Below are 18,649 nucleotides of genomic sequence, written 5' to 3'. Positions count from 1 at the left end.
CTGGGTAGAGGGCCTTATGGGCCATCTGCCCCGCAAGTGGCAAGGCCGATTGGTCAGCCGCTGGGCGCTGGCACGTAAGCAGAACGGCGGCACCTGGGCGGTGCAGAAGCAAGCCGATGCAGAGGTGCGCGCCACCGTCGAGCAGCTCGGCACCACCCGCGTGCCACTCAATGCCACCGACGAAGAAATTTGCGGGCGAGCCGACAAGCTGGCCGCAATGGCGTTTGGCAAGGGCCAGTTGTACGGCGCGTCTTTTGCGATGGGCATAGAGCGTGTGCGCGAAGCCATGGAGGGCGTTTGCAAGGCCAACAACGTCGAGCCCCCCAGCGGCAAGAAGATGACCGACGCCGGGGCCATTGGCCGCATGTCTGACCCGCTGTGGTGGCGCAAGAAACTGCGCCGCGCCCACGCCAAGGCCCTGGAGGGCGCAGCGATTCGCCTGGGCTACGTCAACGCCGCGCAGCAGTGCTATGTCAGCGACGACAGCCAGCAACGCCACGGGCAGATGAAGCGGGCGGCGGCTGTGATGCTTGAGAACACCATCGCCACCAATGAAGACGGCCAAGAGTTCACCATGGCCGAGCTGGTCGCGGCCAGCACCGCCAACAAGCTGATACGCCGGGCCGAGCTGATGACGCGCATTGCCGGGTTTGAGCGACTGGCCCTGGACATGGGCCACGTGGGCTTGTTCATGACGATGACGGCACCGGGCCGCATGCACCGCTTTGTGAAGGCCAAAAAGGGCAAGCGGGACCACACCACCAAGGCGGTGTTTCTCAATCCCAAGTTTGACGGCACCATGCCCGACGATGCGCAGGACCGACACGCCGCCGTGTGGGCGCGCATCCGTGCACAGTGCGCCCGGCGCGGCATCCGCTTCTATGGCTTTCGCATCGCCGAACCGAACCACGACGGCACGCCGCATTGGCACCTGTTGTTGTTCCTCGACCCGGCCATGCCCGGCGACTGCCAGCGCGCAGCAATACCGCGTTTCTATGCCATCGTGCGCCGCTATTCGCTGGGCAAGGGTGAACGCAACGCTCAGCGCTTGGCCATCATGAAAACGCCCGTGTTTAGCCCCCTGCGCTTTGCGTACATGCGCAAGGAATACCGGCAAGCCGTGGTGGCCAAGCTGGTGCACACCTTTGACGTGGCCGAGCGTGCCCGGCAGAACACCCAGCGGGCCGAGAAAAAGCACGGCGTGGACTTCAAGCCCATCCTGGCGGGGAAGGGCAGCGCAGCGGGCTACATCGCCAAATATGTCGCCAAAAACATCGACGGTTATGGCCTCGAGAAAGACATGTTTGGCAATGACGCGGTGACCACCTCGGCGCGCGTCGAAGCCTGGGCCAGCACGCACGGCATACGCCAGTTTCAGCAGATCGGCGGGCCACCTGTGGGCGTGTGGCGCGAGCTGCGCCGCGTCAAGGGTCTGCCCGACGACGCCCCGGCCCATTTGGTCGAAGCCTGGGAGGCCGTCAACAAGGTGCAGACATTGCCGGGCCGCGAGAGCGCGTCTGTCGCCTGGGACAAATACACACGTGCCCAAGGCGGTGTGTTCTGTGGCCGCAAAAGCCGCATCAAGGTAGCCACGCGGCACAACGACACCTTGGGCCGCTATGGGGAACCCCTTGGGGCACGCCCCATTGGGGTGGTCACGGAGAGTGATGAATTTTGGACCCCTGCGAACATGGCCCATATGGGGGGCCGTTCACTGCGCCGGGTGGTCTGGGTGGTGGAGTCCGCACGGCACGTGTGGACGATTAAAAAGCGCGGCACCGCCGCGCCTTGGACCTGTGTCAATAACTGTACGGAGGATGAGAAAAATGGACGAAAAAACAGCGTCGCAGACGCGAGCGGAGACGGAGCAAGCGTTGAGCGAAGCCATCGAAGCCTGGAGCAAGGCCCCGATGAGCATTCGGGCGATGGCAGGCTCGTACGTGAACGCGCTTTTGGCGGCGATTTTCTGCCTGAGCAACGAAGTCGCCCAACTGAAAGCCCAGACCAATGGCAACTAAGTTGAAACCCACCATCGGCACCATGAAGTGCCTCTGTTGCGGCGTGGTCATGCCGGTCAAACAGGCCGACACCGGCACGCTCGATCTGTCGTGCAAGCAGTGCGATTTTTCGGCCTACGCCAAGGCCGGAACCGAAGCCCACACGCTGGCCATGTCGCGCATCACGCGCACCACCAGCCCGGCCCCGGTGCAAGCCCCAGCGCCTGCCCCTGTGGCCACCCCAGTAGCCCCACCGCCAGCGCCTAAAAGACGCGGCATTTTTGAACTCTGAAAGCCACCATGACACAAGAACTCGACCAACTGGCGGGACTCGCCGCACAAGCCGACGCGGGCGCTATCGAACTCGACCCGGTAGACCCGAACGCACCGCCACCGCCTGCCGTCATCGACTACGCCCACGAAGCGCGTGGCATGGTGGACATGTTCGGCGCGCTGGCCACCGGCTACGCCCCCAAATGCGCGCCGCTGTGGGCCGCGGAAACGAAACAGCGCATTGCCGAAGCCACGGCCCCGGTGATGGCCAAGTACAACTTCACCCTGGGCGCCATGCCGTGCGAGTTGGTGCTGATGGTGGTCGCCGGGCCGGTGCTCTACCAAACGTCGCGCATCATTGCGCAGCAGATGAACGACGAAAAACAGGCCGCAGCCAAGGTGCAGGCCGAGGGCACGCAGAAAGCCGCCCCAGTGGACACCGCCCCAGCGCCTGAAGTCTCGCCACAAACGGCGCTCTACGCATGAGCGGCAATGCCAACAAGGCCAAGGTGGTCGCCATCATGGGGGCCACCGGCTGCGGCAAGACGACGTACCTGCGCAGGTGCTTGGCGGCCAAGGCGCGCAGGCGCACCATCATTTGGAGCCCAAAGGAACCGATCGACAACTATGCCGCGCTGTTCCCTGGCTCAGTGGTCGTGCGGTCGGCAGGGGAGGTGCTGGAGGTGGTGCGGGCCGCAGGCACTGGGCCGTTTCATGTCGTGTTTCAGCCGAGGCTGAACCGCAAGGTGGACGAGGCCCATTTCAACGCGGTGTGCAAGATCGCCATGGCGGCGCGCAACGTCACGTTCATCGCCGATGAAATCCACACGGTGACAAAGCCGAGCTGGGCGCCCGATGGCTGGTCTGAACTGGTGATGATGGGGCGCGGCTACGGTACGGAGTTGTTCGGCATGAGTCAGCGCCCGGCGTCGATGGACAAGGATTTTTTGGGCAACTGCTCGGAGGTTTGGACCGGGCGACTCGCCTACGACGAAGACGCGAAAGCCGTGGCTAAAACGCTGCGCGTGACGCCGGCCGAAATTCTCGACCTAACGGGTTATCAGTTCATCCACCGCAACACATTGACCGGAAAAACCACAAAAGGTTAAAAAAAAATCGCTTGGCCAGCGGCCAAAAAAACACGCCCCATGGGTTGCGTCCCATTGGGGCGTTTTCTTTGGAAAAACAGGGTCGGAAAAGAGCATCAGGGCTCTTATTTCACTCACACCCTGGAGCCCTTTCCATGAACGCTTACTTAAAGCAATACGCCGTTTTCCTGGCCTTTATGGCTGTCACCAAAATCGTGGTGGCGCCCATCGCCAAGCAAGTGAACATCCCTGTCATCAGCACCATCGTCGGCTGATCGGTCCCTTTCCAGAACTCTAAGGGGCTCACATGCTTTTGATTAAAAACGTGCCGTTCACCAACGTGGTGGCCAACGGCATCGCCACGGTTTCTCTGCCTGTCGGCATGAGCTACAACCGTATCCTGCTGCAACTCGGCGGCACCTTCACCAAAGCCATGATCACGAACATCAACGTGCGTCTAAACGGCAAGGTGATCTTTCAGCAAACCGGCTCGCGCCTGGACGCCATCAACACCTACCGCAAGCGCGGCGTGTCGGCTTCGTTCTTGGTGGTGGACTTCACCGAACCTAACGCCAAGCTGATGGCCGAGCAGTACATCGGCAACATCAACACCGGTCAAGGCGTGTCGAGCCTGACGGTCGAAGTGACCATTGCCGGTGCCACCGCGCCGACGCTGGACAGCTGGACCGAATACGGCCCACCCGGCCCACTGGGCGTGCTCGCCAAGCAAATCCAGTTCACCACGTCCATGGCGGGCGCGGGCAAGTTCCCGTTCAAGCTGATCGACGTGGCCAACCGTGGCGCCATCGTCAAGCGCGTGCACTTCGCCCACACCGGCCAGGTCACGGCGCTGGAGGTGAAGAAAAACGGCATCGTGATCCACGACAACGTGCCCACCGCCGTCAACACCTTCTACCAGCTCGACACCGGCGGCAAGGTGGCGCAAACCAACCTGTACACGTACGACCCGTGCCTGGACGACAACTACAGCAACGCCATCAAGACGGCAGACATGGCCAGCCTCGAATTCAACGTCACGGTTTCGGGCGCTGACACGGTAGTAGCCACCATCGAAGCGCTGGACTTGCTCGGCAACATGTAGAGGAGGGGCGCACATGTCTCTCTTTGAATATGACTTGGCGGGCTACCTCGGTGGCGTCGGCGCGCAATCGGACGGCACCTACAACGTGCCAGACATTGCGATCACGGCGCAGCCCACCGACGCGGGTGGCGGTGGCCTGGGCCAGTACTCGCAACAGATTTTGGACGTGTTCAAGATCGGTGTGGGTGCGTGGTCGGCCAACCAGCAGCAGCAAAACCTGCTGGACTACAAGCGCTACGAAGCCACCAACGCTGGGCTCTACCAACAGGGCACGGCGGCGGGCCTGCGCATCGGCAGCAACGGGGCCACCATCGGCATCTCTAGCGGGATGGTGATGATGGTGGTGGCGGGTATGGCCTTGCTGTTGCTGACGAAGCGGGGCTAAGGCATGGCGGCTTTGGGTCTACCTTCCCTCCCTTCGTTGGGCCTGAGCGGCGGCAGCAGCGGCGTCGGCCCGACGAATGCCGGTCTAGACACGGGCGGGCTCGCGGGCCTGATCGGCCTGGACGGCTCGGGCTGGACCGTCTCCACGGGCGGCGGCACCGCCACGGGTGGCACCAGCGGCGGCGGCGGGGCAGGGGCCAGCGCAGCCGGTGGCGCGCTTGGCACGTTGAAAACCATGCCGTGGGGCCTGCTAATTGGCGCGGCACTGCTGGGGGTCATCCTGTGGAAACGGGTTTGAACGTCTTGCCCGTGGACCCGGCCAAGGTGTCGCAACACCTGGGCCGTATGGACGTGCCCCGGTGCGACACCAGCGCCGGGGCCGTCACATCGGCCCAGCTTTGCCAAGAGGGCTTCACCTTCGATGTGCAGAGCGGCGGGGCTTCGGTCGGAGCCTACAACCTGCAGATTGAAGACGCACCCGGCGCCCGCGTGGCCTGGGTGACGGCCTTTGGTGGCCAGCTCGACGGCGTAGACCTTACGGCCACGGTAGAGCCGGCCATTCAAGCCCAAGCCCGCGCCCTCGGTGCCCAGCAAATCGCCATGCAAACCAAGCGGCGCGGCCTCATTCGCAAACTACAAAAGCTCGGTTACGAAGTGACCGGCGTAACCCTCAGAAAGCGCCTGACATGATCAGCCGGAAACAACTCTATGCCGCAGGGGAAACCTTCGGCGATAGCTGCACGCGGGCCAAGCTCGGCGGCGGCTACGTCTGCGGCTTCGGTGGCAGCAGTAAATCCAGCTCGGCCACCACCAACCAAACCAACATCAGCAACGCCGACAAGCGCGCGGTGGTCGATGGTGGCAGTGTCGGCATCACGGGCGACGGCAACGCGTTGCAAATGTTCTCGACCTCTGTGGACAGCAACAGCGTCGAAGCGGGCAAGCAAATCGCGCTGGCCAGCATCGCCACCAACGCCACCAACATCGACAGCCTGCATGCCGCCTCGGAGGCATTGTTTGGCCAGATCGGCAAGAACGTCGAGGCCGTCCTGAAGCTCACGGGCGATCTTGCGTCCAGTGCGCAGCGTGACGTGCAGAACGGCTACAACCTCGCCTCCGAATTGACCAAGGGGGCCAACGCGGCCTACTCCGACGCCGCCGCACAAGCCACCGGCAACAAGAGTTTGATCCTGGCCGGGCTGGCCGTCGTCGGCCTGGGCGCCGTCGTCATGTTCGGGAAAAAATAATGCAGATTTACGACATTGCCATTGCCCCAGGTGTGCCGCGCCAGATCGACGCGGACGGCGACTATTTCTACTTCTACAGCGGCAACGCGGGCGGCGCGGACGCGTCGATTCTGTTGCAGTGCCGCGCCAATGGGCTGCGCATCGAATTGATGCCGGGCCAGTCGTACAAGCTGCCCCCCGGCACCTCTGAAAGCAGTTGGATTCTGACCAACCGCGTGGGCGGCGGCACCATCATTGGTAAGGTCGTGATCGGTCGCGGTGGCCTGCAGGACAACCGCATCACGGGCAGCGTGGAAGTGATCGACGGCGGCAAAAACCGCACGCTCGCCGGGCAAGCCTTTGGTGCTTCGTGTCTGCGCCTCGCAGCTGCGGGCAACTACCACCGCATCCAGCTTTGGAACCCAGCGGCCAGCGGTAAGCGCCTGTTTGTGGAGCAAGTGGTAGCGGGTGCGAGTCCGGCCACGGGCGTCTTTATGGTGTCCTCCACTGCGGCGCTCGCCAACGTCGTTCAGCCCCCCGTCTGCAAGCTGCTGGGCGGCGGGCCGGGCGTGGCCGAGTTGCGCGCCTTCGCCGACAACACAGGCCCCAATGCGGGGCAGATTTTGGGGCTGACGTTGAACACCGCCCAGTCGTTCAGCTTCAAGCTGAGCGAGCCCATCTGTGTACTGCCCGGTTACGGCTTGGTGCTGTGGTGTGCCACGGCCAACACCGACTTAAACGCGTCGTTCGAGTACTTCGAAGAGACGATTTAAATGGACCGCACTACCACCTTGATCGTGATGGCCGCAGGCATGGCAGGGGCCTACCTGCTGGCCGAGTGGCAGCGCGGGCAGGGGAGTGCAGACCCCAGCACCGGCGCCTACGACACCTCGACCGACGAGCCCTATTCCTTTGACGTGGAAGATTTAATGAGCAGCTTCACCAACCCCATCACCCGTGCCTTGGGCCTGTGGGCCGCGCCTGCGGCCTACGCCAGCACCATCGCCGACGCCGAAGCCAAAAACGGCATCCCTGACCGCATGTTGGAGCGCCTGCTATGGCAAGAATGCCGCTGGCGTGCCGACATCATCAGCGGCGCAAAACGCAGCCCCGTGGGCGCCATCGGCATTGCGCAATTCATGCCCGCCACGGCGGCAGACGAAGGCGTGAACCCACTCGACCCCATCGCATCGATTTACGCGGCTGGCCGCTACCTTGCCAAGCTGTTTCGCAAGTTCGGCAACTGGTCTGAGGCCCTGGCTTCGTACAACTGGGGGCAAGGCAATGTGGCACGCAAAGGCTTGGCCAGTGCGCCCTTGGAAACCGTCACCTACTACAGCCAAATTTTGGCTGACGTGAACAACGCCACCGGCAGCAACTACGCTTAAGCCATGAACAAAGACAACCTCATCATTTTTGCCGTGGCCGCGCTGGCCGTGTTCGGCGTCTACAAGATGACGCGCACCACCAAGGCCACGACAACGGGCGCTATCAACAACACCTCCGTGGGCGTCTTTACGCCTTGGTACGGCGGCAACCTGCCAACTGACCTGTGGGGCCTGGGCTTCAAGACCGACGCGGTGAACTGGGACCCCACCTACACCGGCCCGTTCCAGATGACGGACTTGACGAAGGAGTTCCACGCATGAGCATGAAGAACTACTACATCGGCGGCGTGGTGGTCCTGCTGGCCATGGCCTGGAACCGGGGCAATAAGGCCAAGGTGGCCGACGAAACCCTGAGCGAAGGCACCGACTTCAGCAACGCCACCGACTGGCCGGGCACCGCCTGGGACCGCATCAGCAACGCTGACATGGGCGCGGCGGGTTACGCCAATCTCGGCGGCGAAGTCAACGCGCACCCGAGCAAGCAAACGCTGGACAGCCTGGGTCTCAACGTCGGTTGGGACGGTAGCCTGCAATGAAGGTCGGCCCCGTCTCCGGTGATCTGGTGGTCAAGCTCGCCCTGGTCGTCGTCGGCGTGGGCGCGGTTTGGTATGTCACGCGCCAGGTCAAAAAGCAGGTGTCAGACGCACTCGACAACCTCAACCCGCTGGGCAATATCGGTGAGATGTTTTCTCAGTTCTCCGCTGACCTGTGGAACACCGATTTCATGCAGACAACGCTGCCAGCGGGCGCGGTGGCCACCGGCACACAGAACCCCGGCACCTATGTTCCGCAGAACCCGTGGGGCGGCGCTGACACCGTAGACGCCAACGGCCATGTGACCGATTACCGCAACCAGGGCGGCAGCATTTTGGACGCCATCGGCAAATGGCTTGCGCCGGCCAACGGCACGAATTTCGACCCCACGCCGGGGATTTATTAGCCTGTAAAACGAGAGAGGAAAACCATGAAAACTTACCTGATCAACCGCTTGAAAGAGCCCAGTTCGTGGGCCGCAATTACCGCCATCGGCGTGCTGTTTGGCCTGCCATCTGAAGCGCTGAACTTGGTGGGCCAAGTTGGTGCCGGTGTGGCCGGTCTACTGGCCTTCGCGCTGCCTGAAAAGTCGTAAGCCATGAGCCCGGAAATCATGCTTGTGGTCTTCACTGCGGTGCTAAACGGTGCCGTCACCTGGGGCGTCGTGTCGACAAAGTTGCAGTGGCTCCGCTCTGACGTGAACCGGGCACATAAACGCATCGACAAGCTGGAAACCGCATGAGCCTGCCCGCCATCATCCCAACACCCGTACAGATTGGCCGAGAGGCCCTGATCGTCGTCGCCGGGGCCTTGCTGGCCGCTTTCCTGATGAGCAATTGGCCATCGGGTAAGGCGTACATCAAAAAGGCCTGGGCCTAATTTTTCTCAACCACCAAAGGAGCCAACATGGCCACGAAACGCAAACGCACCAAGACCCCGCCACGCGGTAAAAACGGTCGATTCAAGAAGCGCAAGTAACTGCGCGACGCGAACGAAAAACCAAAGCAAAAGGGGCCAAATCTGGCCCCTTTTTTTGTTGTGGAAAGTATCAGTAATGCATGCGTTCCATGGGCTGATTGGCGCTGCCAAAGTCGCCCAAACGCTCAAGGCGGGCAATGCGTGTGCGCAGCATCGTGTTTTCAGCCTGAAGGCCGCTTACTTGGCCCTGGAGCATGTTGGCGGTGTTGTAGGCGTGAGCGTCAATCAGGCTCACACCCCAGCGTGAGACCCAAAACAACGACATGGAGGCGCTGCGCGGCGCATCGTCTGCGGCGAGCCACCGGCTGTAGGTGCGTGGCGTCACGCCTAGGTAATCGCTGATCTGCTGCGCATTGCGCGTCGTCAGGTCGTCGGCCAGCCGGGTGAAGCTCGGCAAATGGCGCGGTGCTTGATAAATCACGGTGTCTTGTTGGTCTAGTTATCGGTCGCGCAACTTTACACACAGAAACATATGGGCGACTGCAGCAACTTTAGCCACGGCATAGATGCAGTAACCTATTGATTTTTCAATGATTATCCAAATAGTTTGGCCACCTTCTCTCCAGAAGTGACTGCAGAGGTAGTGGCCATCTGTCGGCCGTAGGCAGACGAAATGACCACCAGTTGTTCGGCGGGAAGGAAAAGTGTTCAGCTTTCAACGTATTGCTCTGTGTAGAGTCTTTTAACGCTAGGAATTTTTCCAGCTTTAGCGTTCTACAAATCTGCCGGGCTGAAACTCGCTCATGTATTTGTGCGTGAACCAACGCATCCACAACCGACTCCCAACACGCCTTTGTTGCGTTCACCAGTTTTTGTCTATGTTCGCGCTCGTATTGAGACTTTTCCTGATCGCCAAGCTCGTAGAAAAACACGAGCGCTTGAGTTGGCGCGGTTCCATATGCCTCCCAGGAAATGTCGTTCATTGCCTTTGCTCGTTCGTGGAATTTCATCGGGTCTTCTATTTCACGAGACGGGTCTGCAAACGCTAAGAGGTTAAGAAACGCGGCAGTCTTCACTAAGTCGTCTGGCGACATCATCAGTGGAACCCCAAGGGGGATTACGTGATCGAGGTATAGGGAAAATAAAGGCCAGATAATTCCTCGCTGATATAGCTCAGGAGCGAGCATCATCAAAACAGTCAGCGTTTGCTCAGCGAGCAAAAAAGTTGCATGCGCTACCCTTATTTCCGTCGCAACACGAAAGAGAATTGTTAATGCAGCAAGGCTGGAAATAGAGGGGAAATCTATCAGTGGCAGGATGTGTCCATAAACGTCATCCCCAACAGGCAGTCACTGTGCCTTGCAGATAAGATGCATCGATAGGCAACCTCTGCCGATTCGGCCACATCAGACGGCAGTTTTCTTATTAACTTTATTCCACTTAGCCCGAGCGGCTCGCTCGCATCTACTGCGGTCCACAGCACAAGATTCATTTCTTGGCGTAGAGGGTATTGCGTCACCTTCTCTGCTTGCGTGACCGTCGATGGCCGAGGATAGTGAGCGCCACTTCTGTAATAACGCCACTTCTTTGAGTCTGGCCGGGGTGCACCGGCTGATCTCATTTCGCGATTGAACTTTTGAGCGACACCGCGCGCTGATTGCACTCCAAGCGCTAGCTGCACGCAATAGTAAAAGTTCTTCGCTTTTATATGTCGAATGCAGCTTTTCACGGCCCCTTCACTGTCAACTCGACAGGCGCTTGATGAGTACATTGTTTTGTACATTATTGATTGGAACATTAAATAAATGTCAATCAAATCAAGTGCTTGGATCGATTCGTTGCAATGAAAGAGAGAGGAGTTCTTTTGCAAATTTCCCCCGTTGAATGCTTTAGACGCAGTGCCTAATATCACCGAAAGACGCAATGCATTCGTGACAGTGCGTGACACAGCATCACCATAGCCCATATGAAGCCGCTTGCACAAACACTTAATCAAGAGTTGCTAGATAAGTATGGTCCAGTGCTCGGCGGAACTGATCTCAGCAAAGCCTTTGGCATACGAAGTCAGGAAGCGTTTCGACAGTCGGTGGCAAGAGGTTTGATCCCCGTCCCTATATTCAACATTCCAGGTCGAAAAGGGAAATTTGCCCTAACTCGGGACGTTGCCGAATGGCTTACACGTAGACAGTTGGACGCGGAGAATAGGCCTTCAACAATAACCAAGGCTGCCAAGCCGTCTGAGGAGGAATCTATCGAAACATAGACTAGGCAAAAAGACAAACGGCCTAAGGATTGCCGTCCCTAAGCCGTTGCTCGATCCTCACGGACCGAATTCGAATTCACTTCGTGAGCAAATTCTGAATGTCTTTCCATCACCTGTCAAGGGCCGATGCGGTCTCTTAGATTCGACGCGCCTGCCTGCGCCGCGATCTACCTTTCTTTCCCGTAACAGTGGGCGCTTTGTCGCCCTACGCCAGCGTTTGGTGTTTCACCGAGCCACTGGTCTGACGCGGGCGTCGCTGAGGTCATCGCTATGTGGGAACTACGGGATCTTAAATTTGGAGGCCTTAATAGAAGGTACAAAGATGGAAAGGGACGGCTCGAACGAGCTGTCGACCCTTTCGCTGAATGCGCGGTGAAATTGTCGACCGACTTGAAGTTCGACAATTGGCTATTACGCGTGTTCACGCCGGGTGTCATCAGCTGCCATGAAGGCCCAATTCTCCTGACAGTCCTATGCGAGGGGCGATTCGTCAGAGCACATTGCGATCTCATCACCAAGTTTCGCGATGGGTCATGTCTTGCTGATGCGGTTGTATCTATTCGCACGCCTCGCACAGAGGCGGCCTGGAGCAATTTGAAAATTGCCGCCCCTGCGCATGGGCTGCGCGCAGAGCTTCGGACACGTCAAGAAATCAGGGGCAACAAGGTACTTCTGGAAAACCTTGACTACATGCGCCAGTACCTCGTGGTCCATGCACATGAACGCGACACCACCCTAGAAAAAGCCGTTGTAGATGTCTTTGCGCGGAGTGATCGGACTACGTTCCGCGTTGAGGAAGTTGCAAGAACCCTTTTAAACACGCCTGACCGTGATGAGGCGTTTATATCAGGGCTTTTTCGTCTTTACAGACAGGGTGTCATTTCCATCAATATTTCAGAGGTTCGCTATGGATGCCAGTCCGAGATCACCCTCGTCAAGTGATCCGCGTCCAGAACGCGTACACATAGGCGGGCGAAACAAGCTTCCCGATTGTTATCGAGATATGAGTTTGTGGCCTGGCTTTGATGACGCCTGCCTTAAAGACAAAAAACGAAAGCGATACATCAGGCTTCGGGACGCAACCGCCCTTTATCTTTCAGGCTATCCGCTTGCAAAAGTTGTCCGAGTCGCACAAGTAACAGAAAGAAGATTTCTACGAATCTTCGGCCGTTGTTTTCAACTTGACGAGGAGGGAAAAATATTGGGTTGCCGGGCATTTGTCGCTGGAGAGTTCAAGTCCCCCCCAATACGTATAGCGCCAATCACTCCGGGAGAGAATTCAAGAGCCGGTTTTTCAGGTGCCTTTGGAAAACTGCTTCGCGACAATCCACAAATTGAAGATCGACTGGTCACATACCTTAATGGTCATGGAACGAAGGGCCTTAGACCCAACAAAACTCTCTCTCGTCAGTTACAAAGGAGCTTTGAAAAAATCTGTCGAGAGGAAGGGATACTTGAGAATCAGTATCCATTTAATACCCTAGCGAGAGGGGGCAAAGCACTTCGCGAGTGGGTAAATAAAAAATACCTACCGCTTTACGCTAGAAGATTTATATCGAAAGAATTTGGTCGGGATGCCGGCGATCTAATCTCTTATGGGGAAGGGGACGGTGGCGCAGATCGTGTTCAAGCGGGATATGGTCCTTGGGTTATTGATGAGGTGAGCATTGATTTAGAGGCCCGTTATGAGACTCCAAATCCGCAAGGAGGGTGGGATCAACTGAATCTCCGACGCTTCATCCAATTGCGTGTCGTAGACGATCAAACCGGTGCGAACTTAGCAGGGCTGCAAGTGTATACCCCTCAGGCGTCCGCCGAAGACGTATCACGACTTTTGTGGTATGCGGTAAATGGTCCGAAGGCCGTCAATTTGACAATACCAGGGCTGCAACTTGAACCAGGTGCAGGCTATCCTGCAAACGTCATTCCAGCTCTCAAGTTTGCCATTCCAACGGTCGTCTATTTAGATAATGCACTGGCACATTTAGCCGACCACGTCCAGCATATAGGTTTAGTACTTTTCGGCGCGAAGGTACTGATGGGAAAACCCAAAACGCCACACGAACGCGCGATCGTCGAATCGAAATTCTCCTTGCAGGCGAACCGTGTTGTCCACCAGTTGCCCTCCACCACGGGAGCTGGCCCATGGGATCCCGTGCGCAAAGCTTCCTCTGTCCCTACGGAAAAAAGAGTACTAGGCGATGACCTCGAACAAGTGTTAGATGTTTATATGCAGGGGGAAAACGCGCTCCCATTAGCGAGATCACACAATATCAGCCCTTTAGAGCGATTGCAAAGGCTCCTGCAGGCTAAATATATTCAGCCAATGTATCTTGCAGTTGACAAACGTAAAGCGTATTACTTTTCCAAACCTTTTCGGGTCACCGTCAAAACTGATTTAGAACATGGCCGGCGGCCATATATTAATTACCTATATGAACGTTACACAAGCAGTGCTCTATCTAAAAGGTTCGATCTCAAAGAACAAAAAATGTATGTCCGGGCGGATTTCGAAAATATCCGAACAGTCATGTTGTTTTTTGAAAATGGAAATGAGTTTGGCCCGATTCAAGTCATTGGGCGTTGGGGTGAGTTTCCTCATGATGTACGCATCCGCAAAATGCATTACGGATTCAAGCGGAAAGGCCAACTGGGCCCCCGCGCTGATGACCGACCTTTGGAGGCACTTTTCGGCCACCTCCGTGCAAAGGCGCCACGCGACACGACCGCGGCCAGTCAACTGGCGTACGTCGTTGCTTATCTTACCCGCCATGATTTTGTGATGAACGAGGTGCTCACGGAGAACCTCCAAACTTGGGTCGAGTTGGTGAAGGCAAGCAAGGCGACCAGCACTCTCGCGGTCTTTCCCATCGACGCTGAGAACGCTGCCCTATTGTCACCATGGACAGAGATGCCGTCTCCGGGAGAGGTCCTCATGACCACACCCAACATTTCCGACGTCTTATCCAATTCGCGTCCTCAAAGCACCAATCCTCCTTCGTTGAAAAAGAAGTCATGGGCCATCAAAAGTCGCGCGATTCGGGAATAGCAATCGCTAAACCTATTGATGTTGATAGCTAAATTAAGCCAAGGAGCCTCAATGAGCACCACAACACCGTCCGCACCCGAGCCTCACAAAGATCTGTTGCACAACCTAACTGTATGGACTCCTGAGATTGACAGACTAGCGGAACGTGCAGCGAAATGGATCCGTATGGATCTGCCCGGTGCAACGGTCTATGGTCACCAACGAACTGGCAAGAGTCGAGCGTGTCGCTATCTGAAAAGCGGTCTTTCTGATGTTCTCGGCTACGCGGTGGCTACCGTCGTGTGGTCAATTCTTCCGAAAGATGACTCAAAGAAGACCGAGCGTGAATTTGTGCAAGAGATGATGACGCAGTCGGGATGCACCCGACTCGGAGGACGAGATCTTGCGATTTTGCGGAAACGTTTTATTTCCCACTTACTTGAGTTGGCAATGCTCGAGGGTTCTAAGCGAATCGTGATTATCGTCGACGAAGCACAGAATCTGACGCATTCACAGTATGGTTATCTCATTCACTTGTACAACTCCCTGGAGCAACGCGATATTCAACCATTTTTCTTGTTGGTCGGCCAAAATGAATTGCGCAATCAACCGAGCACTTGGGCAGAGTCTGGCGCCATGCAGGTTCTCGGGCGCTTTTTCTCTCGAGAATATACGTATCGCGGAATCAGCATTGAAGAGCTCGGCATGGTTTTACAAGCGTTTGATACGCCATTGCAGGACGACAACCTAAGTCCGTTAGCGTTTCACTTTCCTGCTGATTACGCCGTCGGATGGAGCTTGGAAAAATTGACGCCGGTATTCTCAGAAACATTCCAGATGGTTATATCCCAACATAATATTCAAGGAACTCTTTACATGCCAATGCAGTATCTTCGTTCAGCGTTGCTGACGATACTGTATCTAGCCGCCGAGGAAAATATTCCGCTCCACCGCGTCAATAGCGAACTAGTATATAAAGCAATCCAAGAAACGAATTTTTTTAAAGTTATGGCACATTATATTGAAAATAGACCCTCGCCCTAAAATAGAGAGCCCTTATGTCATTCATCTCAAAAAGACTCGTTGCAGAGGAACAGGGAGAGTATAAAAAAATCTCTACCATGCAACATTTGTCACTCTACTGTTATTGGTGCCATTTTGTAGTTGAGGAAGAAATTGATTTACTAACCGAGCCTGAACTCAGTCAATCGGGAATGGTTAAGCGCTCAATTTTCTTTCCAATAGTAAATGGCGAAAAAGAATTGCCGGCAATTTCCGATCTATTGAAGATTGACATTGAGAAGTTAAAAAGACTGTGTGGCGAAGATATTGGTGGGCTGAACAGGCTGGGATTGATGTTTCAATCGGGTCTTAGATTTTGTGCAAAATGTTTGGAAATTGGGTATCACAGTGTGGTCTATCAGCATATGGCAATCGACAGATGCCCTTTACATAACATTGCACTAGAAACGCGCTGTCGAACATGTCACAGGTTTATTTCAGCGACGTTTCGCTCAGCGATCCTCAGTCCGTTCGAGTGCCCACATTGCGATGAAGCGTTTTGCAAAACAGTTCGAAGAATAGGGGATGCTGAAACTGTAGGCCAAGCGGACCATATTTCTGGAGTTAGGCGTGAGGAACTCTTGTCAATCGGACCTTTGAGTCGGACGTTAAGTTTGGCACTTAAAGACTTCGAATTTCGGATTCCCCATACACACGCCAGGTTCAGTCGTCTGGTTCAGCGTTCCACCCTATGGCTAACTCCTCCTGGCTTTTTTTGGACGAGATTTCGTAGCGAGCTGATGATTCTTAAAATGCCGTCTTCGCAAAATTGGACAGATTCAATAGAAAAATTTGATATTGGGGATGCTGCCCAAAGAGTCATTATCTGGATCCAAAAGAACCTAGGCGGCTATGAGCAAGATGCGACTATGCTAGCGAATCAACTTGGGACCCGCCCACTGGGCTTGCGACTTAATGCCAGAACTTCAGTCGTCGGCGCCGCCTTCTTCAAGCTTTTAGTGGCGTATGACCTAGTTGAAGAAGCGGCATATATCAGAAAGCTAGATATCCGCAATGCAGAACGCGTTCCTAGCGTATGCAAAGGGGAAAAAATCCGCCGCCAAGGGGATGGTGCTTCGGAATGGCCAGAGCTGGACTACCGTTTGATTCAACTCGAAATGCTAGGACTATTTTCGCAGCTACTTGTCCAGTATCCAAATGATTTTCCGCTGAAAAATATTCGATGGAGCGCGTTTCCTCACGCTATTTCATTTGCTCCTGCATGGCATATTCAAAAAGAGGGGAGCAAAGGGTATGTTGAAATTCGAACGCGTGCAACAGAACTATCAGTCCTTCGCCTTCTACAGCGCCGACGAGGAAAGATGCTGAGTTATGTAGAAGCAGACCCTACAGGAGATAGGATTTCTTGATGTTCCTACCTGGCTCTAAAAGAAACGGGCCAAATCAAATATCTGATTCGGTGCTGACTTGCCGTCAAAAGCCGCAAAAGGGCACCGGAGAATATTGGTAATTGACGCCTTAAGGTGTTCCGTAGGAAAAGTGACACGTAGACGACGGTCGAACTAATTTCCCTTGACCGAGGATTTACGGCTCCGGGGGCGTAAGAGCTCTTCCGCCTGCTTCACCACGACACTACTGTCGCAATCTAAAGCAGAGCATATTTTCAGCACCACAAAAAGGGTCGGCTGGCTTTCCCCTCGCTCGATTCGACCGTAGTACGAGCGCTCAACACCAGCCATGTTCGCCAACAACTCCTGCGAAATACCGGTCGCCAGCCGTGTTTCGCGAACAACTGAGCCAAAGGCCGCCGCAACGGAAGCATCAAAACTGGTGGCGCCTCGTGGCCGGCCACGGGCGGGAGGGAGATTGGGGCGGGAACGCATCCCCTCTAGGGTCTCGTCTCCGTCCTTTTGAAGCCACGTTATTTAAAACGCAGAGGGCTATCTTTTTTGCCTCTTCATGAATACTCATTCCCTGGGATCGTGCTTGCTGCGGCGAGTCTCGTTGCGGTGCCTTTTAGCTCGAAACGTCGCGTCGGCTGTTGGTTGACCTTTCAGTTTTTGATCTAACTCTTTCACGAAATCGACAAAGTCGATGTCGAGTGCATTGAGCCACGCCCACAATTCGACCACGTCGAGACGGCGAACGCCACGCTCAACTTTGCTCACCGTGGCTTGGCCTCGACCGAGACGTGTGGCCAAGTCCAATTGCCGCAGGCGTTGCAGCGTGCGCCCGCTGCGCAGCAGGCCGAGAAAAACATCGTTGTGTCGACTGTGTAGAGACTTGAGCATGGAGCACCTTGAGCTCCGAACCTAGCTTAATTTTCGCCATATTCGGAATTCGAATCTAACTACCCTGGCTGCCTAGGCGAATACGAGGTTTGTTACTGCCTTCCGGATTTTTCTCGATAATCGTTGCGTTTTATATAACGCAAAACTTGCGCCTGTTCGAGCGCGGAGTACATGGGAGGTTCTTTTCAGTCCTCACATGCCTCTCTCGGCGCATTGCATCTCTTCTATCTTGTCAATGTCGACTCCACTCCGCATTTATGTTCATCACGCACGACCATTTCCGAAGCCACACCTCTGAACTATTCGCGGGGGTCGGTGAAGCGCACTTTGATATCACCGAACTCGCGTTGGAGCGCATCTGGTTTATGGTCTCATTCATAGAGTCAGAAAGCATCGAGGGAAATGTTTATGAATTTCAGCGCACGTTGCTGTTGAGCAGCCCAGAACAGGTTCGAGACTTGCTCGAAGTCAAAACCACGGTTCACGAGGTGCAAATCGTGACGCCGTGTCATGTGAATGGTTCCGCTAATTGGATGATGGAGCCTTTGGTCAGCGTCTGGGACGCCAACGAACCAAGTGGCACTGCTCTCAATACGTACATTTTTGAGACTGGGTCTGGTCGCCGTTACTCGAATTCAGCGATGCGAACGCCGGTGGATAAGCTTGCAGTCGAAGATGTTCTTTTTCATTCACCAAGAAAGGCGTCCTAATTTCTTGTAATTTCGATACGATCAGTTTTCCTCCTCACAGCGTGCTCGCGGACCTAGTTTGGCTAAATCGAGCTGCAATCAGTGAAGCCCGCTTGCAACTTCACACCAGCTCGAGATCCGCCTGATGAAAACGTACAAGCAACAACTCGTCAACGCAAAAGCTAAGCGTGTTGGCATCGTCGAACAGAAGACTCTTGCTCAGCAGTCTTGTTTCAAACGTCGTGCGATAAAACTTCGGGTTCTGATGCCCCCAATGCTTGGATGGACCGACTTTCGATGGCAAAGTGTAGGCACGTACATTGATCGGGAAGCCGCGCAAATTCGCGCCCATGAATTTGCGGCCAGGGACGTCAGTTATCAGCAGGCAAAGTGCTGGTCGATTGATGGAGAGCCATTCACACCGAACATGCAGTCCGACGCCCAA

27 protein-coding genes are annotated in these 18,649 nt (G+C 55.9%); 22 read left to right on the top strand and 5 right to left on the bottom strand.

Annotated features, from left to right (window positions below):
- The first annotated feature begins 16 nt into the window (after nucleotides 1-16).
- From ACPWMG_RS13870 to ACPWMG_RS13790, 17 genes are all read left to right on the top strand, one after another.
- Nucleotides 17-2,023 (top strand): replication endonuclease, encoded by a 2,007-nt coding sequence (locus tag ACPWMG_RS13870; protein ID WP_483300077.1) that lies wholly within the window; start codon nucleotides 17-19, stop codon nucleotides 2,021-2,023.
- Nucleotides 2,008-2,289 carry a hypothetical protein gene (locus tag ACPWMG_RS13865; RefSeq protein ID WP_483300076.1) on the top strand — a complete coding sequence of 94 codons (282 nt, stop codon included), beginning with the start codon at nucleotides 2,008-2,010 and terminating at the stop codon, nucleotides 2,287-2,289. Before ACPWMG_RS13870 ends, ACPWMG_RS13865 begins: the two co-directional genes overlap by 16 nt.
- A gap of 8 nt (nucleotides 2,290-2,297) precedes the next feature.
- A complete protein-coding gene (locus tag ACPWMG_RS13860) occupies nucleotides 2,298-2,756 on the top strand; it encodes a hypothetical protein (RefSeq protein ID WP_483300075.1) in 459 nt (152 codons plus the stop codon).
- Nucleotides 2,753-3,379, top strand: coding sequence for a hypothetical protein (locus ACPWMG_RS13855; protein ID WP_483300074.1), 627 nt, complete (start codon nucleotides 2,753-2,755; stop codon nucleotides 3,377-3,379). Before ACPWMG_RS13860 ends, ACPWMG_RS13855 begins: the two co-directional genes overlap by 4 nt.
- Before the next feature lie 286 nt (nucleotides 3,380-3,665).
- A complete protein-coding gene (locus ACPWMG_RS13850; protein ID WP_483300073.1) occupies nucleotides 3,666-4,460 on the top strand; it encodes a major capsid protein P2 in 795 nt (264 codons plus the stop codon).
- A 13-nt stretch (nucleotides 4,461-4,473) separates the two neighbouring features.
- A complete protein-coding gene (locus ACPWMG_RS13845; RefSeq protein ID WP_483300072.1) occupies nucleotides 4,474-4,845 on the top strand; it encodes a hypothetical protein in 372 nt (123 codons plus the stop codon).
- A gap of 12 nt (nucleotides 4,846-4,857) precedes the next feature.
- Nucleotides 4,858-5,142 carry a hypothetical protein gene (locus ACPWMG_RS13840; RefSeq protein ID WP_483300071.1) on the top strand — a complete coding sequence of 95 codons (285 nt, stop codon included), beginning with the start codon at nucleotides 4,858-4,860 and terminating at the stop codon, nucleotides 5,140-5,142.
- Nucleotides 5,139-5,534, top strand: coding sequence for a hypothetical protein (locus ACPWMG_RS13835; protein ID WP_483300070.1), 396 nt, complete (start codon nucleotides 5,139-5,141; stop codon nucleotides 5,532-5,534). The genes ACPWMG_RS13840 and ACPWMG_RS13835 overlap by 4 nt, the downstream gene beginning before the upstream one ends.
- On the top strand, nucleotides 5,531-6,091 hold the full coding sequence (locus tag ACPWMG_RS13830; protein WP_483300069.1) for a hypothetical protein: 561 nt from the start codon (nucleotides 5,531-5,533) through the stop codon (nucleotides 6,089-6,091). The genes ACPWMG_RS13835 and ACPWMG_RS13830 overlap by 4 nt, the downstream gene beginning before the upstream one ends.
- Nucleotides 6,091-6,843 carry a hypothetical protein gene (locus ACPWMG_RS13825; RefSeq protein WP_483300068.1) on the top strand — a complete coding sequence of 251 codons (753 nt, stop codon included), beginning with the start codon at nucleotides 6,091-6,093 and terminating at the stop codon, nucleotides 6,841-6,843. Before ACPWMG_RS13830 ends, ACPWMG_RS13825 begins: the two co-directional genes overlap by 1 nt.
- On the top strand, nucleotides 6,844-7,458 hold the full coding sequence (locus ACPWMG_RS13820; RefSeq protein WP_483300067.1) for a transglycosylase SLT domain-containing protein: 615 nt from the start codon (nucleotides 6,844-6,846) through the stop codon (nucleotides 7,456-7,458).
- A 3-nt stretch (nucleotides 7,459-7,461) separates the two neighbouring features.
- The gene (locus ACPWMG_RS13815; RefSeq protein ID WP_483300066.1) at nucleotides 7,462-7,719 is read left to right on the top strand and encodes a hypothetical protein; all 258 of its coding nucleotides are present in this window, start codon (nucleotides 7,462-7,464) and stop codon (nucleotides 7,717-7,719) included.
- Nucleotides 7,716-7,994 (top strand): hypothetical protein, encoded by a 279-nt coding sequence (locus ACPWMG_RS13810; protein ID WP_483300065.1) that lies wholly within the window; start codon nucleotides 7,716-7,718, stop codon nucleotides 7,992-7,994. The genes ACPWMG_RS13815 and ACPWMG_RS13810 overlap by 4 nt, the downstream gene beginning before the upstream one ends.
- Complete coding sequence (locus ACPWMG_RS13805) at nucleotides 7,991-8,398, top strand: hypothetical protein (RefSeq protein ID WP_483300064.1); 408 nt, start codon at nucleotides 7,991-7,993, stop codon at nucleotides 8,396-8,398. Before ACPWMG_RS13810 ends, ACPWMG_RS13805 begins: the two co-directional genes overlap by 4 nt.
- A gap of 24 nt (nucleotides 8,399-8,422) precedes the next feature.
- Complete coding sequence (locus ACPWMG_RS13800; protein WP_483300063.1) at nucleotides 8,423-8,587, top strand: hypothetical protein; 165 nt, start codon at nucleotides 8,423-8,425, stop codon at nucleotides 8,585-8,587.
- A 3-nt stretch (nucleotides 8,588-8,590) separates the two neighbouring features.
- Nucleotides 8,591-8,734, top strand: a complete 144-nt coding sequence (locus ACPWMG_RS13795; RefSeq protein WP_483300062.1) for a hypothetical protein — start codon at nucleotides 8,591-8,593, stop codon at nucleotides 8,732-8,734.
- A complete protein-coding gene (locus tag ACPWMG_RS13790; RefSeq protein WP_483300061.1) occupies nucleotides 8,731-8,871 on the top strand; it encodes a hypothetical protein in 141 nt (46 codons plus the stop codon). Before ACPWMG_RS13795 ends, ACPWMG_RS13790 begins: the two co-directional genes overlap by 4 nt.
- A gap of 169 nt (nucleotides 8,872-9,040) precedes the next feature.
- Here ACPWMG_RS13790 and ACPWMG_RS13785 read toward each other — a convergent pair whose 3' ends face one another.
- Both ACPWMG_RS13785 and ACPWMG_RS13780 read right to left on the bottom strand, forming a co-directional pair.
- The gene (locus tag ACPWMG_RS13785; protein ID WP_483300060.1) at nucleotides 9,041-9,391 is read right to left on the bottom strand and encodes a bZIP transcription factor; all 351 of its coding nucleotides are present in this window, start codon (nucleotides 9,389-9,391) and stop codon (nucleotides 9,041-9,043) included.
- 106 nt (nucleotides 9,392-9,497) lie between these two features.
- Nucleotides 9,498-10,100: a hypothetical protein gene (locus ACPWMG_RS13780; protein ID WP_483300059.1), complete on the bottom strand. Its 603-nt coding sequence runs from the start codon at nucleotides 10,098-10,100 to the stop codon at nucleotides 9,498-9,500.
- A gap of 1,445 nt (nucleotides 10,101-11,545) precedes the next feature.
- Here ACPWMG_RS13780 and ACPWMG_RS13775 point away from each other — a divergent pair.
- From ACPWMG_RS13775 to ACPWMG_RS13760, 4 genes are all read left to right on the top strand, one after another.
- Nucleotides 11,546-12,115 (top strand): hypothetical protein, encoded by a 570-nt coding sequence (locus ACPWMG_RS13775; protein ID WP_483300058.1) that lies wholly within the window; start codon nucleotides 11,546-11,548, stop codon nucleotides 12,113-12,115.
- 61 nt (nucleotides 12,116-12,176) lie between these two features.
- A complete protein-coding gene (locus ACPWMG_RS13770) occupies nucleotides 12,177-14,222 on the top strand; it encodes a hypothetical protein (protein ID WP_483300057.1) in 2,046 nt (681 codons plus the stop codon).
- A 51-nt stretch (nucleotides 14,223-14,273) separates the two neighbouring features.
- Nucleotides 14,274-15,245, top strand: a complete 972-nt coding sequence (locus tag ACPWMG_RS13765) for an ATP-binding protein (RefSeq protein ID WP_483300056.1) — start codon at nucleotides 14,274-14,276, stop codon at nucleotides 15,243-15,245.
- A gap of 14 nt (nucleotides 15,246-15,259) precedes the next feature.
- Nucleotides 15,260-16,633: a hypothetical protein gene (locus ACPWMG_RS13760; protein ID WP_483300055.1), complete on the top strand. Its 1,374-nt coding sequence runs from the start codon at nucleotides 15,260-15,262 to the stop codon at nucleotides 16,631-16,633.
- A gap of 153 nt (nucleotides 16,634-16,786) precedes the next feature.
- On the opposite strand, the gene ACPWMG_RS13755 is transcribed toward ACPWMG_RS13760, so the two are convergent.
- Nucleotides 16,787-17,107 carry a helix-turn-helix domain-containing protein gene (locus ACPWMG_RS13755; RefSeq protein WP_483300054.1) on the bottom strand — a complete coding sequence of 107 codons (321 nt, stop codon included), beginning with the start codon at nucleotides 17,105-17,107 and terminating at the stop codon, nucleotides 16,787-16,789.
- A gap of 84 nt (nucleotides 17,108-17,191) precedes the next feature.
- Complete coding sequence (locus ACPWMG_RS13750; protein WP_483300053.1) at nucleotides 17,192-17,515, bottom strand: helix-turn-helix domain-containing protein; 324 nt, start codon at nucleotides 17,513-17,515, stop codon at nucleotides 17,192-17,194.
- 257 nt (nucleotides 17,516-17,772) lie between these two features.
- Between ACPWMG_RS13750 and ACPWMG_RS13745 the strand changes: the two genes are divergently transcribed.
- The gene (locus ACPWMG_RS13745) at nucleotides 17,773-18,225 is read left to right on the top strand and encodes a hypothetical protein (protein ID WP_483300052.1); all 453 of its coding nucleotides are present in this window, start codon (nucleotides 17,773-17,775) and stop codon (nucleotides 18,223-18,225) included.
- A gap of 100 nt (nucleotides 18,226-18,325) precedes the next feature.
- On the opposite strand, the gene ACPWMG_RS13740 is transcribed toward ACPWMG_RS13745, so the two are convergent.
- Entirely contained in the window at nucleotides 18,326-18,649 is a 324-nt protein-coding gene (locus tag ACPWMG_RS13740; protein WP_483300051.1) for a hypothetical protein, read from the bottom strand.

Origin of the sequence: Hydrophilobacter chitinilyticus (assembly GCF_049860745.1) — a bacterium.
Classification (GTDB): Bacteria; Pseudomonadota; Gammaproteobacteria; order Burkholderiales; family Burkholderiaceae_C; genus Rhodoferax_B.
Note: the sequence above shows the minus strand (reverse complement) of the source record. Positions and strands in the feature narration are given on the sequence as shown.

Excerpts from the sequence above, each read along its gene's own strand:
- ACPWMG_RS13795 (WP_483300062.1), top strand. The coding sequence starts at position 8,591 with ATGAGCCCGGAAATCATGCTTGTGGTCTTCACTGCGGTGCTAAACGGT.
- ACPWMG_RS13800 (WP_483300063.1), top strand. The coding sequence starts at position 8,423 with ATGAAAACTTACCTGATCAACCGCTTGAAAGAGCCCAGTTCGTGGGCC.
- ACPWMG_RS13745 (WP_483300052.1), top strand. The coding sequence starts at position 17,773 with ATGTTCATCACGCACGACCATTTCCGAAGCCACACCTCTGAACTATTC.
- ACPWMG_RS13825 (WP_483300068.1), top strand. The coding sequence starts at position 6,091 with ATGCAGATTTACGACATTGCCATTGCCCCAGGTGTGCCGCGCCAGATC.
- ACPWMG_RS13855 (WP_483300074.1), top strand. The coding sequence starts at position 2,753 with ATGAGCGGCAATGCCAACAAGGCCAAGGTGGTCGCCATCATGGGGGCC.
- ACPWMG_RS13805 (WP_483300064.1), top strand. The coding sequence starts at position 7,991 with ATGAAGGTCGGCCCCGTCTCCGGTGATCTGGTGGTCAAGCTCGCCCTG.
- ACPWMG_RS13830 (WP_483300069.1), top strand. The coding sequence starts at position 5,531 with ATGATCAGCCGGAAACAACTCTATGCCGCAGGGGAAACCTTCGGCGAT.
- ACPWMG_RS13815 (WP_483300066.1), top strand. The coding sequence starts at position 7,462 with ATGAACAAAGACAACCTCATCATTTTTGCCGTGGCCGCGCTGGCCGTG.
- ACPWMG_RS13870 (WP_483300077.1), top strand. The coding sequence starts at position 17 with ATGGGCCATCTGCCCCGCAAGTGGCAAGGCCGATTGGTCAGCCGCTGG.
- ACPWMG_RS13780 (WP_483300059.1), bottom strand. The coding sequence starts at position 10,100 with ATGATGCTCGCTCCTGAGCTATATCAGCGAGGAATTATCTGGCCTTTA.
- ACPWMG_RS13765 (WP_483300056.1), top strand. The coding sequence starts at position 14,274 with ATGAGCACCACAACACCGTCCGCACCCGAGCCTCACAAAGATCTGTTG.
- ACPWMG_RS13860 (WP_483300075.1), top strand. The coding sequence starts at position 2,298 with ATGACACAAGAACTCGACCAACTGGCGGGACTCGCCGCACAAGCCGAC.
- ACPWMG_RS13790 (WP_483300061.1), top strand. The coding sequence starts at position 8,731 with ATGAGCCTGCCCGCCATCATCCCAACACCCGTACAGATTGGCCGAGAG.
- ACPWMG_RS13750 (WP_483300053.1), bottom strand. The coding sequence starts at position 17,515 with ATGCTCAAGTCTCTACACAGTCGACACAACGATGTTTTTCTCGGCCTG.
- ACPWMG_RS13760 (WP_483300055.1), top strand. The coding sequence starts at position 15,260 with ATGTCATTCATCTCAAAAAGACTCGTTGCAGAGGAACAGGGAGAGTAT.
- ACPWMG_RS13755 (WP_483300054.1), bottom strand. The coding sequence starts at position 17,107 with ATGCGTTCCCGCCCCAATCTCCCTCCCGCCCGTGGCCGGCCACGAGGC.
- ACPWMG_RS13810 (WP_483300065.1), top strand. The coding sequence starts at position 7,716 with ATGAGCATGAAGAACTACTACATCGGCGGCGTGGTGGTCCTGCTGGCC.
- ACPWMG_RS13770 (WP_483300057.1), top strand. The coding sequence starts at position 12,177 with ATGAGTTTGTGGCCTGGCTTTGATGACGCCTGCCTTAAAGACAAAAAA.
- ACPWMG_RS13845 (WP_483300072.1), top strand. The coding sequence starts at position 4,474 with ATGTCTCTCTTTGAATATGACTTGGCGGGCTACCTCGGTGGCGTCGGC.
- ACPWMG_RS13850 (WP_483300073.1), top strand. The coding sequence starts at position 3,666 with ATGCTTTTGATTAAAAACGTGCCGTTCACCAACGTGGTGGCCAACGGC.
- ACPWMG_RS13865 (WP_483300076.1), top strand. The coding sequence starts at position 2,008 with ATGGCAACTAAGTTGAAACCCACCATCGGCACCATGAAGTGCCTCTGT.
- ACPWMG_RS13820 (WP_483300067.1), top strand. The coding sequence starts at position 6,844 with ATGGACCGCACTACCACCTTGATCGTGATGGCCGCAGGCATGGCAGGG.